Genomic DNA, 15,931 nt, shown 5'->3' with positions numbered 1-15,931 from the left:
TAAGTCGGAATTATACCTGTGATCGTAACCTTCCCCAATAGTCCGTTCAAATTACATCAGACATTTGCACCCGCAGGAGATCAACCTGCAGCTATTACGCAACTCATTGAAGGGATGAATGATGGTCTTGCGTTTCAAACATTGCTGGGAGTTACCGGATCGGGGAAAACCTATACGATAGCTAACATGATTGCCCATTCGGGGCGTCCGGCAATTTTAATCGCGCCAAACAAAACGCTGGCAGCGCAACTGTATGCAGAGATGCGCGAATTTTTCCCAGAGAACGCCATCGAGTACTTTGTTTCTTATTACGATTACTATCAACCCGAAGCGTATGTTCCTGCGCGTGATTTGTTTATTGAGAAAGATTCCAGCATCAATGAGCATATCGAACAGATGCGCCTATCTGCAACAAAATCCTTGCTGGAGCGCGATGACGTCATTATTGTGGCCACCGTGTCATGTATATACGGTATCGGCGATCCGGTGGATTATCATGGCATGATTCTACATTTGCGCAACGGTGAGAAAATTTCTCAGCGTGATGTCATAAAGCGTTTGACCGAAATGCAATACGATCGTAATGAGTTGGAATTCAAACGCGGGGTATTTCGCGTCCGAGGGGATGTGGTGGATGTTTTTCCGGCGGAAAGTTCGGAAGCTGCAATAAGGGTGTCATTATTCGATGATGAGGTGGATAGCCTGTCATTATTTGACCCGCTGACCGGCCGTATACTGCAAAAATTATCGCGATTCACCGTCTACCCATCCAGTCACTATGTTACACCGCGAGGTACCACTTTGCGTGCAATGGAAACCATCAAAAATGAACTGCGTGAGAGACTGGAATATTATTATCAGGAGCATCGCCTAGTTGAAGCCCAGCGTCTCGAGCAGCGAACCCGATTTGATCTGGAGATGCTCAATGAACTAGGATTCTGTAAAGGTATTGAAAATTACTCGCGCCATCTTTCCGGCAAGAAGCCCGGAGAACCGCCGCCGACCTTGCTCGATTACTTGCCATCCAATGCATTGATGATTATTGACGAGAGCCATGTCACGGTGCCGCAGATCGGAGGCATGTATAAAGGTGATCGATCGCGCAAGGAAAATCTGGTGAATTATGGTTTTCGCCTGCCATCCGCGTTGGATAATCGTCCGTTGCGTTTTGAAGAATTTGAAAAAAGGATGCCGCAGACTGTTTTTGTGTCGGCAACGCCTGCGAATTATGAACATCAACATAGTGGGCAGATAGTGGAACAGGTGGTACGGCCTACCGGGTTGGTCGATCCGATGATAGAGGTACGTCCAGTAACGACCCAAGTCGATGATTTAATGTCCGAGGTCAGTTTGCGTACAGCCAAGAATGAACGTGTACTGGTTACCACGCTGACTAAACGCATGGCAGAAGATTTAACCGACTATTTTTCCGAACATCAAATCAAGGTGCGGTATCTGCATTCGGATATTGATACGGTGGAGCGGGTTGAAATTATCCGTGATTTACGACTGGGACAATTTGATGTGCTGATCGGAATTAATTTGTTGCGCGAAGGATTGGATATCCCGGAAGTTTCCTTGGTTGCGATACTGGATGCCGATAAGGAGGGTTTTCTGCGTTCGGAGAGGTCATTGATTCAAACCATCGGCCGCGCTGCCCGTCATATCAACGGCACCGCTATTCTTTACGCTGATACCATCACCAAATCCATGCGCGCTGCGATTGATGAGACTGATCGCCGGCGCCAGAAGCAAATAGACCATAATTTGCAGCATCAAATTACTCCTCGATCGGTACACAAGAGGATTAAAGATCTCATTGATGGTGTTTATAACTATGAGTCATCGCAGCAAAACCTCAAAGCTGCACAAGCACAGGCGCGTTATGATGTCATGAGTGAAGCGCAATTAGCCAAAGAGATGCAGCGTGTTGAAAAGAAAATGCTCAGTGCTGCAAAGAATTTGGAATTCGAACAAGCAGCACTCTATCGAGATGAGCTGAAAAGCCTCAAGAATAAGCTATTAATCGGCTTTTCAGATGTGACTTAGCCAGGCTATTTTTTAATTTCTGTAGAAGTAACAAAAACAATGGTGCTGAATGTGCGATTCAAAGTCTTGCTGGTAAAGTTGCTCATGGTCATACTTCCAGAGTAGCGAATATGATCGCCTTTGTTAACCTTGGTTGTGGGTGCAGCAATCCAGAATTTATGACCGCTATTTTCCAGTTCCATATAAGTGTAACCGGCCGCGTCCATTGTGTTGACAACAATTCCTTCATTATCAGGCATTCTTTCTTTGGATTCTTGTGCATTTTGCGGTTCATGGTGCAAAGCCATGACATTGACAGGATTGAATAACGCGCATCCGAGCAGGATGATGAGGGATAAAAATGAAATTTTCATGAGGCTCCATAGTGATTATTGTTAGCTGCAGTATGATACACCCCTGCATTATTTAGTTCCAACATCGGAAGTTAGAGTTGAGAATCTATCCTGGCGCACTTTTTCAAAAAAACAAATAGCCGCCGCCGCCGCAACGTTCAGAGATTCAGTTTTGCCAGGCATTGTAATAGAGATATTCGTCTGTGCTGCTTGTATCATTTCTGCAGATAATCCTGCGCCTTCATTCCCAAATATGAAAGCTGTGGGTCCAGCCAATGAAACATCAAAAAGACTCTGCGTGGCTTGTATGGATGTGGCAACCACAGTCCCCGTGAATTCTTGCGCAATTTGCTTCAAATCACTATTTTCATGAATATGCAAAAAAAAATGCGCACCCATCGCAGCCCGCAATGTTTTGGGAGACCAGGCGTCAGCACAGTGTTTTGAAAGATAAATATTACTGGCGCTGGCGGCGGCGGCCGAACGTAATATTGAACCCATATTTCCAGGATCTTGAATGGCTTCTAACAGAACACTCAGAACTGCTTTTTTGCGATGATTTGCTTCCTGCAATATGGGTTTTGAAATAAGTGCGAGAATCCCTGTGGGTGTTTTGACTGGAGATAGTACACGAAATAATGAATCACTAACGATGTTTATTTTAGGAGGCTTATGGCCAAAAAGCATATCTATGAAATGTTTGTTATCGGCAAAATAAAATTCGCTGACGATCAGATTTTTGGGTTTGCCCAGTATCGAACTATAAATTTGAATGAGATGGATGCCATCAAGAAGCGTCAGGCCAGTTTTTTTACGATATTGCGATGATCCTTCCAACTGGATCAGTTGTTTGATGAGCGGGTGGTCGCGTGAAGTAATAACTGGCATAAGTGAATCCCGCAGGTATCGGAACTATTGCGGTAAAATCCTATCATTATTAATTCTTATAACGGTATTCTGCCGATAATGCATGTGCTTGTAATCCCTCCCCGGTTGCAAGTATCGATGCAATTTCTCCCAACTTCGCTGCACCTTGTTGCGACACTTGGATCAAGCTGCTGCGTTTCTGAAAATCATACACACCCAATGGAGAGGAGAAGCGCGCGGTTCTTGATGTCGGCAATACATGATTAGGTCCGGCGCAATAATCTCCTAGCGCCTCACAAGCATTGCGGCCCATAAAAATAGCGCCGGCGTGGCGGATTTTATCAATCCATTTTTCCGGTTGCTCGAGGGATAATTCCAGATGTTCAGGTGCGATTCGGTTGGCGATAACACAGGCTTCATCCAAATCTTGCACCTGAATCAAAGCGCCGCGATTTTCCAGTGAAGCACGAATGACCTCTTTACGAGTCATTGCTGCCAACAGGCGGTTCAGGCTGTGCAACACCTGGTCGAGAAATTCAGCATTGGGTGATAATAATATCGACTGGGCTAACTCATCATGTTCGGCTTGAGAAAACAAATCCATCGCAATCCAATCCGGATTGGTTTGGCCATCGCAAATGACTAAAATTTCAGATGGACCGGCGACCATGTCGATGCCAACGATGCCAAATACCCGCCGTTTGGCAGCGGCGACATAGGCATTGCCGGGACCGACAATTTTATCCACCGGCGGTATGGTTTCGGTACCATAGGCTAACGCAGCGACAGCTTGAGCGCCGCCGATGGTGAATACGCGATCCACTTGGCTAATAGCCGCTGCTGCCAGAACCATGTCATTTCTTTCGCCATCCGGTGTTGGAACCACCATGATTAATTCTTCTACACCGGCGACTTTGGCTGGAATAGCATTCATCAGAACCGAAGAAGGGTAAGAAGCTTTCCCGCCAGGAACATAGAGCCCAACGCGATCCAGCGGCGTTATTTTTTGGCCAAGTAACGTACCTTCCGAATCGGTATATTGCCATGAGCTCATTAACTGCTTTTCATGGTAGCTGCGAACCCGCTCGGCCGCTTTTTCCAAGGCAGTTCGTTGATTCGACGGCAAAGCGCTCAGCGCTTGCTGCAGCTGGTTCTGCGTGAGCTCAAAGTCCTTGCCGGAAGTTGCCGACAGTCTGTCAAACCGGTTGGTATATTCGATCAGAGCGGCATCTTTGCGCTGTTTAATATCGGCAAGAATCTTCGCTACGGTCAATTCGACGGCATCGTCCTGTGCATTCTCGAATGCCAGAAGTTTCTCTAATTTGGAATCAAAGTCAGCGTCTTTTGAATTAAATCGTTTTATTTCTATCATGGTTATGATGAGTGAGTGCTGGCGGATTTATGGTTTGACGGCTGCAGAAAATGCATCCAATATTGGTTGAATGGCATCTCTCTTCAGTTTTAAGGCTGCCTGATTAATAATTAATCGTGATGAAATGGCCATGATTTCTTCCACCGCCTTAAGATGGTTAGCTTTTAATGTGTTACCGCTCGAAACGAGATCAACAATGGCGTCTGCCAGGCCTACTAAAGGCGCTAATTCCATCGAGCCATACAGTTTGATCAGGTCGACATGCACGCCTTTGGCAGCGAAGTGTTCGCGCGCAGTTTGCACGTATTTTGTGGCAACGCGTAGCCGCGCGCCTTGTTGCACCGCAGAATCGTAATCAAAATCTTCCGCTACCGCCACCATCATGCGGCAGCGTGCAATATTCAGATCCAGCGGCTGATAAAGTCCTGCGCCGCCATGTTCGAGCAGTACATCCTTGCCGGCGATGCCGAGATCTGCAGCGCCATACTGCACATAAGTCGGTACATCTGATGCACGTACTATGATCAAGCGTACATTCGCCCGGTTGGTGGAGAGAATTAATTTGCGTGATGTTTCCGGATTGTCGAGCGCCTCAATTCCCGCAGCGTTGAGTATGGGCGCGGTGTCATCAAAAATTCGCCCTTTTGACAGGGCGATGGTGATATCAGTCATAAAAGTGGGATTATTTAAGGTTAGCTGCAGCAAAATCCCAATTAATTAATTTATCCAGAATTGCGTTTGCATAATCAGCACGGCGATTCTGGTAATCCAAATAGTAAGCATGTTCCCAAACATCGATGGTCAATAGCGGGCGGACATCCTTTGTCAGCGGCGTTTCGGCGTTACCGGTTTTGACTAAGGCAATTTTGTCGCCATCTTGCACCAACCATGCCCAACCACTTCCAAACTGAGTGAGCGCGGCTTGAGCAAATTCCTTTTTGCAGTTTTCCAGGCTACCGAATGAAGCTTCAATTTTTTGTTTTAGTGTTGCGGATGGTTCGCCGCCACCACTTGATTTCAGGCTATGCCAATAAAACATATGGTTCCAGACTTGCGCAGCATTATTGAAAATCGCGGCCTTATCCGCTTGTCCGGCGGTTGCTTTGATGATTTGTTCCAAAGATTGTCCTGCCAGATCGCTATTTGCTAGCAGATTATTCAAGTTGTCGACATAGGTTTTGTGGTGCTTACCATAATGAAAACTGAGTGTATTTGAAGATATCACAGGCTGCAGCGCAGTATCGGAATAAGGTAATGGGGCTAAGACATACTGCGACCCGGATTGCGCCGCTTGGGAAAAATTATCGAGGTTGACATTGGTCATAGTGCTCTCCTTATGAAATGGAACGTTAGAGTTTATTGTAATAATTTTTGCTGAATTCAATCACCATCCGAACTAATCATCAGTTGGCATTATTCGTTTCCGTGGTGAAAGTGATTTTATTGTAACCCGCCAAGCGAGCAGCTTCCATCACTGTAATGACTGATTGATGCGTAGCCTTGGCATCTGCGCTGATGATGATAAAGGGATCAGGCTGATCTTTGGCTGCGAACAGCAACGCGTCACGCAGGCTTTCAATGCTGGAAAACTTGATGGGTATCCGATTGATGGTGTAATCTCCCAGTGCATTGACGGTGATGTCTATATTGTTTGGCTTGTCGATATTTTTGTCGACTTCTTCATCACTAGCTTGCGGGAGAGTGATTTCAAGTTCGGCAAATTTCGAATACGTTGTAGTCACCACCAGAAAGATCAGTATCACCAGCAGTACGTCGATCATGGGCACCAGATTGATTTCTGGTTCGTCACTTTGTTTTCCACGTTGAAAATTCATTCAGAATCAAGCCGTCGTTAATAGATAAGTCAATGTTTCAAGTTTAATGCATTGAATAGTCATATCAATGTAAAAGTGCAACTGTGAATATGCTTAGTATAATACCAGTTGTCATTTTTATTGAAGCTATCGAAATAGATCAGACAATTATTGCACAGACTTATAAAATAGCCAGCCGTGTTTCAAGGCATAATCGTGCAATGTGCTATTAAGTAATTTATTTTCAAATTTAAAGTTGACTGAAGTTATATGATTAAACCATTAATTAGCGTTGTGATGGGCAGTAAAAGTGATTGGAATGTAATGCAGCATGCGGTAGCCATCCTGGATGAATTCAAGATTGCGCATGAAGCCCAAGTTGTTTCAGCGCACCGCACGCCGGACTTGATGTTTCAATTCGCCGCAGAAGCCAAAGCACGCGGCATCCGCTGCATCATCGCAGGGGCAGGGGGTGCGGCGCATCTGCCTGGCATGATCGCGGCAAAGACCACTTTGCCGGTTCTGGGTGTTCCAGTGAATTCCAAGCATTTGCAGGGCCTGGATTCATTGCTGTCGATTGTGCAGATGCCTAAAGGGGTTCCTGTCGCTACCTTTGCCATCGGTGAAGCGGGGGCGGCCAATGCCGGACTATTTGCGCTTGAATTACTGGCGGTGCATGATAGTGAATTGAGTGAGCAATTAGATCGATACCGGCAGAAACAGGCTGAATCTGTCCTGGCTTCCGAGTTGCCGAAATAATGCGCATCATGCCTGGTGCTATGCTCGGTGTCCTAGGTGGCGGGCAGCTCGGACGCATGTTCGTGCAAGCGGCGCAACAGATGGGGTATCGGGTAACCGTTCTGGATCCGGCAATTGACAGCCCGGCGGGACAAATCGCGGATGACTTTGTCTGTGCCGATTATTCGGATTCCGCGGCACTACAAAAACTCGGTAATCAATGTGCTGCTGTTACCACTGAATTCGAGAACATTCCTGCCGAATCGCTGCATAAGCTGGTGCAATCCTGCATCGTCAAGCCGGATGCGCACTGTGTCGCGATTGCGCAAAATCGCGTGCTGGAAAAACAATTTCTGGTGGCTAATGGCTTTTCCGTCGCGCCGTTTGCCATCGTCGCGCAACCACAAGATCTGACTGCTCAGGATGTGGCGCAATTACTTCCGGGTATCCTGAAAGTCAGTCAATTTGGTTACGATGGCAAAGGACAGATGCCGGTTGTTAATTCTGACGAATTGACGGCTGCTCATGAGCAACTTAATCACGCTGTGTGCGTGCTGGAGAAATTTCTGCCGCTCAAAAGAGAATTATCGGTTGTAGTGGCGCGTGGCAACGACGGGCTATTGCAGACCTTTCCGGTCGCCGAGAATCAGCATATCAATGGCATTCTCGATATCAGCATTGTGCCGGCCAGAGTAACATCAAAACTCGCGCAGCAAGCGCAAGACATGGCTTGCCAGGTGGCGGTGAAGCTGAATTATCAGGGCGTGCTGTGTGTCGAGTTTTTTGTGCTGCAGGACGATACATTATTGATCAATGAAATTGCGCCGCGCCCGCATAACAGCGGGCATTATTCCATCAACGCCTGCATTACGTCACAATTTGAGCAACAAGTTAGAACATTGTGCGGGCTTCCGTTAGGAGCCACCACGCAACATAGCGCTGCGGTAATGGTTAATCTGCTGGGGGATTTATGGCGCAATGGAAAACCCGATTGGCATCGGGTGTTGCAACATCCATCGGCTAAATTGCATTTATACGGCAAAAATGCGGCGCACCCAGGGCGTAAAATGGGGCATTACACCGTGCTAAGCACGGAACTTGACAGCGCATTGCGAGAAGCCATTCATATCAAAAAACAACTTGAACATCATCGAATCCAGAACCTATGACGCAATCATCCGCAGTATTTGAAACCAACCTCAAAAGTTTGCCATTTTTACATCGCGGCAAAGTTAGGGATATTTACGCCGTTGGTGACGATCAACTGCTGATCGTGCAAACTGACCGCTTATCGGCGTTTGACGTGATTCTGCCCACGGCGGTGCCCGGCAAAGGCAAAATTCTCACTGCATTGTCCCATTTCTGGTTTCAGAAGCTCGCGCATATCCTGCCCAATCACCTGACGGGTATCGCACCGGAATCGGTCGTTGCTGAAAGTGAGCATGAACAAGTGCGCGACCGCGCATTTGTCATCCGGCGCTTAAAGCCTTTGCCGGTCGAAGCGATTGTGCGCGGCTATGTGGTCGGTTCCGGTTGGAAGGATTATCAACAAACCGGCGCAATTTGCGGCATTCAATTGCCTGCCGGATTGAAACTGGCTGAGAAGCTGCCCTGTGGCGCGATTTTTACCCCCTCCACCAAAGCACCAGCCGGTGCGCATGACGAGAATATTGCTTTAATACAAGTGGAACAGCAGTTAGGCAAACCACTCACTGAAAAAGTCAGTGAAAAAGCTATCCAGCTCTACACCGAAGCCGCTGATTACGCGCTGCAACGCGGCATCATCATCGCCGACACCAAGTTTGAATTTGGCCTGGATGACGCCGGTGAACTGTATCTGATCGACGAAGTATTGACACCCGACTCCTCGCGCTTTTGGCCTGCCGATCAGTATCGGGCAGGGCAGAATCCCCCCAGTTTCGATAAGCAATTCGTGCGTGACTGGCTGGAAACGCAGGATTGGAACAAAAAAGCGCCCGCGCCGGAATTGCCGGAAGATATTTTACGGCAGACGATGGAGAAGTATCGGGAAGCTTTGAGGTTGTTGACGGGATAGCTGGAATCGATCATGGTTGCTTCAAAAATGGATACTTACAGCAAACGATGATTGATGCGATTCTTGGCAAGACCAAAGTTTCTTGATTATGGACCTGATGCCTGTTTTGGACACCTGTTTTTACATAAAATGTTATTGAGCAAAATGTCTTATATATTACGTTATATTTGCTAGGACGAAGCATTATGGGTATTAAACAAGAACGTTATACAGAAGCATATACTCGTATCGATTCTTCTATAAAGTCAAAGCATTTCTTCGAGGCTATTACAATCGAAGAAAGCATTATTAGTGATCGTCTTGCAAGTTTCCTAGAGGCAACTGACACACTGAAATCAGATCAAATCCATAGTCAATCCTTTGCAAACCTCATCATGTTGTGGAAAATTTCCACAACCAACCCAGGTGCAATTTGGGAAGTATGTAATGAATTGATATCAAAGATTGATTCCTGGCGAAAGCAGAGAAATAAGTATGTTCACGGTTTGGTAAAATTTCCACATCGACAAGCCAATATTCCAAATACAGAAGATTTTTTGAAAGGCGCGGAAAAAACGGCTAATGATGGTAAAGCATTGGCAAACCTAGTGAGTGATTGGCGGAGTAGGCAAGTTCAAATCAAAAGAAAATATAACAAGGCACTCAAGCAGGACGCGCAAAAAGCGCACATCTCTTAGCTTGGCGTTAGATGCACGCATGGCATTCACATTGGCCGACTCGTCGAGGCTCAACTTAAAACCAAGGATGTCTCAATGATTTACAAGCACATTGACAAGGTGAGAGCTCTGGCCACATTTTCCGACTGCACAAAATATCGCTATCGGCTAGATATTTCGCTCAATGAGGCAACCGACAGAGATACTAAAATCGTATGCGCGGTAATGCAAAATCCCAGCGTCGCCAACTCAGAGATTGCTGACAAATCAGTTCAATTTCTAGAGAAACTAATTTTCACGAAGGGTATTCCTCAGTTTTCTGGGGTGAAAAAGCTGATTGTTGTAAACCAGTTTGCTTTCGTGCAAACAAAAGACTTCTCCGGCCAAGACGAACACATCGGTTCAGAAAATAATTCGCATATCCAGCAGGCCATTTCTGAATCCGATATCATTCTTGTCGCATGGGGAAGCGGCAACGCCTACGAAACAAGAAGAGTAGCGATTAATCAGATGCTCAAAGCGCAAAGCGGAAAATCCTTGTTGTATGGAAAATGTCACCCCTCAAGAGCTAGTTATGTTGAATATGTGTCAGAGTACAGCATCTAACATGGCGGTCGACTCCGCCCTCTTCGGTCGCTGGATGCTACACTATAAAGCCGAGTAGCGCCGGTCACCTCTACTTTAAGTACGGAAAACTAAATGTCACAGGAACTCATCATCGGGGCGGTAGTTGTAGGGGTTGTAGTCTTGTTCTTTTTTGGCAAGATCTTACTTAAACGTCGGCCCAAAGAAACATATTTCATGTGTGCTCGTTGCAGTGCGGTTTCACGGCACACCGAGCGGACCATCGAGGCATGGCGCAACAACAAAACTAAATTTTTCTGCCAGTCCTGTCATGCCAAGTGGCTTCAGTCTAGACCACCCCAGGAACGTGAGCGTTTTACTTCTTCCGACGGTTCTAGGTCTGGGTGTCTTGGCGTTGTTGTGCTGTTTGCTTTAGCGCCGCTCGCTGGTTTTCTGCTGGTGCAGGCATATGTCTAACCCGAGCTTCGAAAGGAACACTTTGCCAGCAAGCTGAGCTTGCTGGCAAAGTACCTCTCAATTTGAATGTTAGTGGTATCGCACCATGCCAATGATTATTTATCAGCCGTTACAGGCGAACTAACAGCAATTCGTAGAATTTTGGAATCTCCGGTACGAAGACCGCAGAAGTAAACCTGTACCTCAATAATGTCGCACATAGAAACGGGGTCAGGTCGCGATACAAGATGGTATGGACGCCTCCCTCCCCACCGGGGAGCCGGGGTAAACAATAGGAATTGAGTTAGAGCCCCTCGCGGACCTGACGGCATCTACGTGCCAAAGTGGAGATAATAGAATCTTTCCACAAACGGACGGAGGGGCTGAAATGAATTTTACGACCTATGGGTTGGATATTGCAAAGCGAGTTTTTCAACTGTACTGGGTGACGCACGAGAGCGGGGAGATTCATAACCGCAAGTTTGGCAAGCAAGAACTGCTGGAGTTTTTGGCGCAACGTGAAGCTGGACTGATTGCAATTGAAGCGTGCGGTAGCGCGCACTGGTGGCGACGCAAACTGATGGCGCAGGGACATGAGGTCAAACTGATTCATGCCAAGTTTGTTCGACCCTTCGTGCAAGGCAACAAGACCGATGTGGCGGATGCCAAGGCAATCTGGACGGCGGTACGGCAACCGGGGATGCGTACAGTGGCTGGCAAAACAGAAGATCAACAAGCAATGCTGGCGTCGCACCGAATAAGATTGTCGCTGATCAAGTTCCGTACCATGCAGGTGAACCAATTGCGCGGCTTGCTCTACGAATTTGGCATTACGTTGAAAGGTGGACGGCAAGCAGGTCTAGCGGAAATACAGCAGCGCATGGTTGAACTGGAAGAAATCGTACCTGGCATGCTGTTTGAGGCAGTCAAGGAACAATTAAATCGACTCAATGAAATCGAAGCAGATGTGAAGAACATCGAGCGTATGGAAATGGGGTCAGGTCGCGATACAAGAAAAATGAGCATAATTATTGGAATTCGCCAATTTATCTTGGTCGACCGCTCTCAATAATATGTTGATGCCAGGTAAAAAGTGATCATCTGTGCTAGTGGAATCGGCCAGGAGAAATGTTCTGACCGATGTGACCAAGACAATCCGAATACGCCTAATTTCCCTGCAAATCGGTGATATTAACGAATCTTCACGAAAATTTAGTCTTGGTTATGTTATAAAGGATAATCTAATAAATAACGAGAGCTGAGAATTAGCAAAGAGAAAAGTCAGTTTTCTGTTTTTTAATAGAGGGTTATTTCCAATTAACGTACATTCAAATATAGGAAATCATATTATGAAATATTCTTTTTTTGTTGTAGCGGTTTTAGCATCGTTATTCTTGGTTGCATGCGGCGAGCCAAAGCCAGGCCAGTATCCTCCAAGTCAAGATATTCTGAAAGATCGTGATAGTGCGAATAAAGAATAATAATCAGTGAAACTTTAGCAGGCCGTTGAAAAATGTTTTTGAAGCAGTTGATGCAAGGCAAAAAATAGGTGAAAAAGCGCAGTTTATAAATAATAAATGAATATTTTTAACCTGTTTTAATACCGTATACCGTAGCGGCAATGCAGATAGTTTTTCAACGGCCTCTAGTAGTTTTGCAGGTTGAGTAAGACCCGGTTTCTTTAGGGCGAGCAAGTGGACATCAATTTGCGAGGAGTTTTTATGAAACTTATCCCTCGTATCTTTATAGCAGAATTTAAGGAGAAAGCCGCTTACTCCTGGCCCCGTCAGAAGGATCGGCGGTAGTCGATATCATGGAATTTGAAGGTTGCACTTAAATTCTTAGCATGAGACCTTTGCCAAAGTCTCAACATCTGAGTCTCCCCATATCAACAAAGCATACTCACAGGTAGTCTTGGAGTCACAAAGCCAAATGTTGAGCAATTGCGTACTTCTTGAGTTAGAACGCGTAAATTAACCATCGTCAGTGAAGAGCGAGACGACCCATTTAACAATGAGGAAACAAAATGAGTCAGGTTGCGATAAAAAAACTGGTGTATACCAGCATCAGGAATCCAGCACGGTAGATTGAGAGGATAAGAATTCCAACTTTACACGTTCACATTAATTGTTAGGTTCGCCAACTCACTCCAGCCTATCACACACTATCATTTGTATTTATTCCACTAGGAGTCTGTCGGACTTAAGCAATCGTGGCGAGCCGAGTGGGAAAGCGAGTGCAGATTTTTTTAATGACCTTAAGTCCGACAGACTCCTAGGGCTGATTGTCAGAAGATTGATTATGCCATTTGGAGAATGTCGCAGAGCAGCATAATGCCGTTAATCATTTGACATATATATTATTTTAAAGAAATGAGATATGCTGCTTGGTAAAATATTTGTTCTATTCGCAGTCTGACAAGATTTCATATTTAAGTGGTTTTAAAAATGTTGGGTGCCATTTCGTTAAGATGAATATTCTGACTTACGATATTGAAGATTGGTTTCACATGCTGGACATTGAATGTACCGCTACTGAAGCTCACTGGCTCAATTTCAAGCCACGCATTCATGCCAATGTCGATCGCCTGCTGGAATTAACCTTGCTGCACGGGCACAGCGCAAGTTTCTTTTGTTTGGGTTGGGTGGGTAAACATTATCCGGAAATTATTCGCCGAATCGATGAACTTGGTTTTGAAGTTGCATCCCACTCGCATATGCACCAATTAGCCTATCAGCAAACCCGAGATCAATTCCGAGAAGATTTGCGGCGTTCAATTTATACTCTGGAAGATATTACGGGTAAAAAAGTCAAAACCTATCGAGCGCCAGGATTTTCCTTTGTTAGAGGAAACGACTGGATGGTCGAAACTCTCCTTGAACATGGAATAGAACGAGATAGTTCCATTTTTCCCGTTGAGCGAGGACATGGCGGTTATAAAAATTTTGGACGGGCACAACCTTCCCTATTAGGTTGTGCAAGTGGACAAATAAAAGAATTTCCTATCAGTTTTGGGAAGATTTTAGGCAAGAAATTAATTTTTTCCGGAGGAGGGTATTTCAGGTTGATGCCGTTCTGTGTGATTCAGAAATTGACCAACCAAGCTGATTACGTGATGACATACTTTCATCCACGTGATTTTGATGTGGATCAGCCGGTTTTAAATATTCCGCTCTATCGAAGATTTAAATCTTATGTGGGCTTGAAAGGCGCCTATAAAAAGCTGGATCAATGGTTGGCCTGTAACAACTTCATTGACATTGAAACGGCTGACAAGTTAGTGAATTGGGCCAGAGCACCTGTTGTTGAGATGCAATCCTGTAGTGAGCGTTTCGGATAATCAGCGCTACATATGGCTCAAATATCGATTGAGTTCATCGGGTTAATTTTATCTCTGGCAATTTTTCTGTCCATGCTGCTTATGCCCATGACTTCCAGCCTAGCTCAGAAGGTTGGGGCAATGGATATTCCAAAGCTCCGGAGTGCACATACAACACCTAAGCCGCGAATGGGTGGCTTAGCGATTTCAATTAGCTTCGTAATAATTTGCTTGATTTTCCTTCCGCTGGATACCTTCTTTGTTGCTTTTTTGACAGGATTGGTCGCAATTGTCATCACCGGTGCTGTTGACGACATAATGGAAATTTCACCAGCCTGGAAGTTCCTTGGCCAATTTATATCCGCAACGCTGTTTGTTTATCTGAGCGATATGAAAGTCGAATATATCGGAAATATTCTAAATATTGGCGACTTAGCGTTGGGTAAAGCATCGTTGGTCTTCACGGTAATTTTCTTGGTGGGGATCATAAACGCACTCAACTTTGCAGATGGCCTGGATAGTTTAGCGGGTGGAATTTCGGTGATTGCATTGGCATTCTTGGGTTATTTTGCATGGAGTGTTAATCATGGCTGGTTAATGATAATTGCAATTTCTCTAATTGGTGCAGTTATTGGTTTCTTGCGTTACAACAGCTATCCGACCAGGGTTTTTATGGGTGATAGCGGAAGCATGATGCTGGGTTATGTGTTAGGGGTGATACTTGTCAACTTGAATCATACTGCTCCGCAATTGTCGCTATCCGCGCTTGCTATGGTGATAGCGCTGCCGTTGTTTGATACTTTGTCAGTAATGGCGTGGCGGATTTTTTCTAAGAATAATCCATTTTTGTCTGATCGGACACATTTGCACCATCGTTTGATTGATATTGGTTTGTCACATCCGACAGCAGTAGCCGTGATCTATATTGGAATGTTTGCTTTCGGTTTATTGGCAATCACGCTGCGAGATAAACCAGATTGGGTGATTTTTTTGAGTTTGGTAAGCGCAGGGCTGTTGGTGTCTGCATGTTTTTTGTTACTACGAAGCACCTATATTGATAAAAAAAAATGGGCGATACATCGCTTGGATAAATTCAGACAATCTGATGTTTTCAAGCGGATGGCTCACTGGCTTGATGGGCGGCATTCGATTGGTATTGTAATACTTGTAGCGCTGCTATTTCCTGCGCTGTTGGCGCCATTACTTGGTTTAAGTGGTAGTAAGGTTCTGATGTTATATGGTCTTGCGGCGTTGTTGGTGTTTTTTTCCTTCCGCACCCGGCGCGCAGCAGATCTAAGTATTTTGCATGGCACTTTATATTTGAATATTTTTGCGCTGATGCTGGTTTACAACCTCTCAGTGTTGTTTCATTTCTCCTGGCTCTATGAATATCTAAGCGTATTGTCAGCAATGGCATTGTTGTGGGTGGCGTTGAAGTTATTGTTCACCCAATGTAACGAGATTATTTTTGCGTCAGATTTTGAACTGCTAATCTTTCTCATTCTCTGGTTTGTGGTTTTTATAGTTATGGCAGATTTGCAAATTTCTCCTATGATTTTGCAAGCTGTGCAGCATGCTTTTTTGTTGTCTATCCCATTCATGTTGGTTATGAAAATCAATATCCGCACTCATGGTCAACATCCTTTGCATACCTTTTTGTCTATTATTGCACTTGTAATCATGGCAACCAGAACCTTATTGGTATAGC

The 15,931-nt window shown here is 45.4% G+C and carries 15 protein-coding genes and 1 pseudogene; 10 read left to right on the top strand and 6 right to left on the bottom strand.

All coding sequences use genetic code 11. The annotated features are described in order from the left end of the window. The first annotated feature begins 18 nt into the window (after positions 1-18). A complete protein-coding gene (gene uvrB, locus K2Q13_RS02730) occupies positions 19-2,049 on the top strand; it encodes an excinuclease ABC subunit UvrB (protein ID WP_292919125.1) in 2,031 nt (676 codons plus the stop codon). A gap of 5 nt (positions 2,050-2,054) precedes the next feature. Here uvrB and K2Q13_RS02725 read toward each other — a convergent pair whose 3' ends face one another. The 6 genes from K2Q13_RS02725 to K2Q13_RS02700 all read right to left on the bottom strand — a co-directional run bounded on the left by K2Q13_RS02725 (position 2,055) and on the right by K2Q13_RS02700 (position 6,455). Beyond that, positions 2,055-2,402: a hypothetical protein gene (locus K2Q13_RS02725; RefSeq protein WP_292919124.1), complete on the bottom strand. Its 348-nt coding sequence runs from the start codon at positions 2,400-2,402 to the stop codon at positions 2,055-2,057. Positions 2,403-2,450: 48 nt separating this feature from the next. Continuing rightward, the gene (locus K2Q13_RS02720) at positions 2,451-3,269 is read right to left on the bottom strand and encodes an RNA methyltransferase (RefSeq protein ID WP_292919123.1); all 819 of its coding nucleotides are present in this window, start codon (positions 3,267-3,269) and stop codon (positions 2,451-2,453) included. A gap of 49 nt (positions 3,270-3,318) precedes the next feature. Continuing rightward, complete coding sequence (gene hisD / locus K2Q13_RS02715) at positions 3,319-4,617, bottom strand: histidinol dehydrogenase (protein ID WP_292919169.1); 1,299 nt, start codon at positions 4,615-4,617, stop codon at positions 3,319-3,321. Positions 4,618-4,647: 30 nt separating this feature from the next. Further along, the gene (gene hisG, locus K2Q13_RS02710) at positions 4,648-5,292 is read right to left on the bottom strand and encodes an ATP phosphoribosyltransferase (protein ID WP_292919122.1); all 645 of its coding nucleotides are present in this window, start codon (positions 5,290-5,292) and stop codon (positions 4,648-4,650) included. A gap of 10 nt (positions 5,293-5,302) precedes the next feature. Beyond that, a complete protein-coding gene (locus tag K2Q13_RS02705) occupies positions 5,303-5,944 on the bottom strand; it encodes a superoxide dismutase (protein WP_292919121.1) in 642 nt (213 codons plus the stop codon). A gap of 79 nt (positions 5,945-6,023) precedes the next feature. Then, a complete protein-coding gene (locus tag K2Q13_RS02700) occupies positions 6,024-6,455 on the bottom strand; it encodes a biopolymer transporter ExbD (protein WP_292919120.1) in 432 nt (143 codons plus the stop codon). A 249-nt stretch (positions 6,456-6,704) separates the two neighbouring features. Here K2Q13_RS02700 and purE point away from each other — a divergent pair, with 249 nt between their 5' ends. The 9 genes and pseudogenes from purE to K2Q13_RS02655 all read left to right on the top strand — a co-directional run bounded on the left by purE (position 6,705) and on the right by K2Q13_RS02655 (position 15,930). Further along, on the top strand, positions 6,705-7,193 hold the full coding sequence (gene purE, locus K2Q13_RS02695) for a 5-(carboxyamino)imidazole ribonucleotide mutase (RefSeq protein WP_292919119.1): 489 nt from the start codon (positions 6,705-6,707) through the stop codon (positions 7,191-7,193). Then, entirely contained in the window at positions 7,193-8,341 is a 1,149-nt protein-coding gene (locus tag K2Q13_RS02690) for a 5-(carboxyamino)imidazole ribonucleotide synthase (protein ID WP_292919118.1), read from the top strand. Before purE ends, K2Q13_RS02690 begins: the two co-directional genes overlap by 1 nt. Continuing rightward, entirely contained in the window at positions 8,338-9,228 is an 891-nt protein-coding gene (locus K2Q13_RS02685) for a phosphoribosylaminoimidazolesuccinocarboxamide synthase (RefSeq protein WP_292919117.1), read from the top strand. The genes K2Q13_RS02690 and K2Q13_RS02685 overlap by 4 nt, the downstream gene beginning before the upstream one ends. A gap of 185 nt (positions 9,229-9,413) precedes the next feature. Further along, positions 9,414-9,905: a hypothetical protein gene (locus K2Q13_RS02680; RefSeq protein ID WP_292919116.1), complete on the top strand. Its 492-nt coding sequence runs from the start codon at positions 9,414-9,416 to the stop codon at positions 9,903-9,905. Between the two features lie 75 nt (positions 9,906-9,980). Beyond that, positions 9,981-10,490, top strand: coding sequence for a DUF1643 domain-containing protein (locus K2Q13_RS02675; protein ID WP_292919115.1), 510 nt, complete (start codon positions 9,981-9,983; stop codon positions 10,488-10,490). A 195-nt stretch (positions 10,491-10,685) separates the two neighbouring features. Next, on the top strand, positions 10,686-10,925 hold the full coding sequence (locus K2Q13_RS02670; RefSeq protein ID WP_292919114.1) for a hypothetical protein: 240 nt from the start codon (positions 10,686-10,688) through the stop codon (positions 10,923-10,925). A 367-nt stretch (positions 10,926-11,292) separates the two neighbouring features. Continuing rightward, positions 11,293-11,886 (top strand): annotated as a pseudogene (locus tag K2Q13_RS02665) (IS110 family transposase); the annotation flags it as partial. Positions 11,887-13,374: 1,488 nt separating this feature from the next. Next, on the top strand, positions 13,375-14,244 hold the full coding sequence (locus tag K2Q13_RS02660; RefSeq protein WP_292919113.1) for a polysaccharide deacetylase family protein: 870 nt from the start codon (positions 13,375-13,377) through the stop codon (positions 14,242-14,244). 12 nt (positions 14,245-14,256) lie between these two features. Beyond that, entirely contained in the window at positions 14,257-15,930 is a 1,674-nt protein-coding gene (locus K2Q13_RS02655) for an MraY family glycosyltransferase (RefSeq protein WP_292919112.1), read from the top strand. The last annotated feature ends 1 nt before the right edge of the window (position 15,931 follow it).

It is taken from the genome of Nitrosomonas sp. (assembly GCF_019752095.1).
In the GTDB taxonomy this organism is placed as follows: Bacteria; Pseudomonadota; Gammaproteobacteria; order Burkholderiales; family Nitrosomonadaceae; genus Nitrosomonas.
This window is presented reverse-complemented; position numbering and strand designations above follow the sequence as displayed.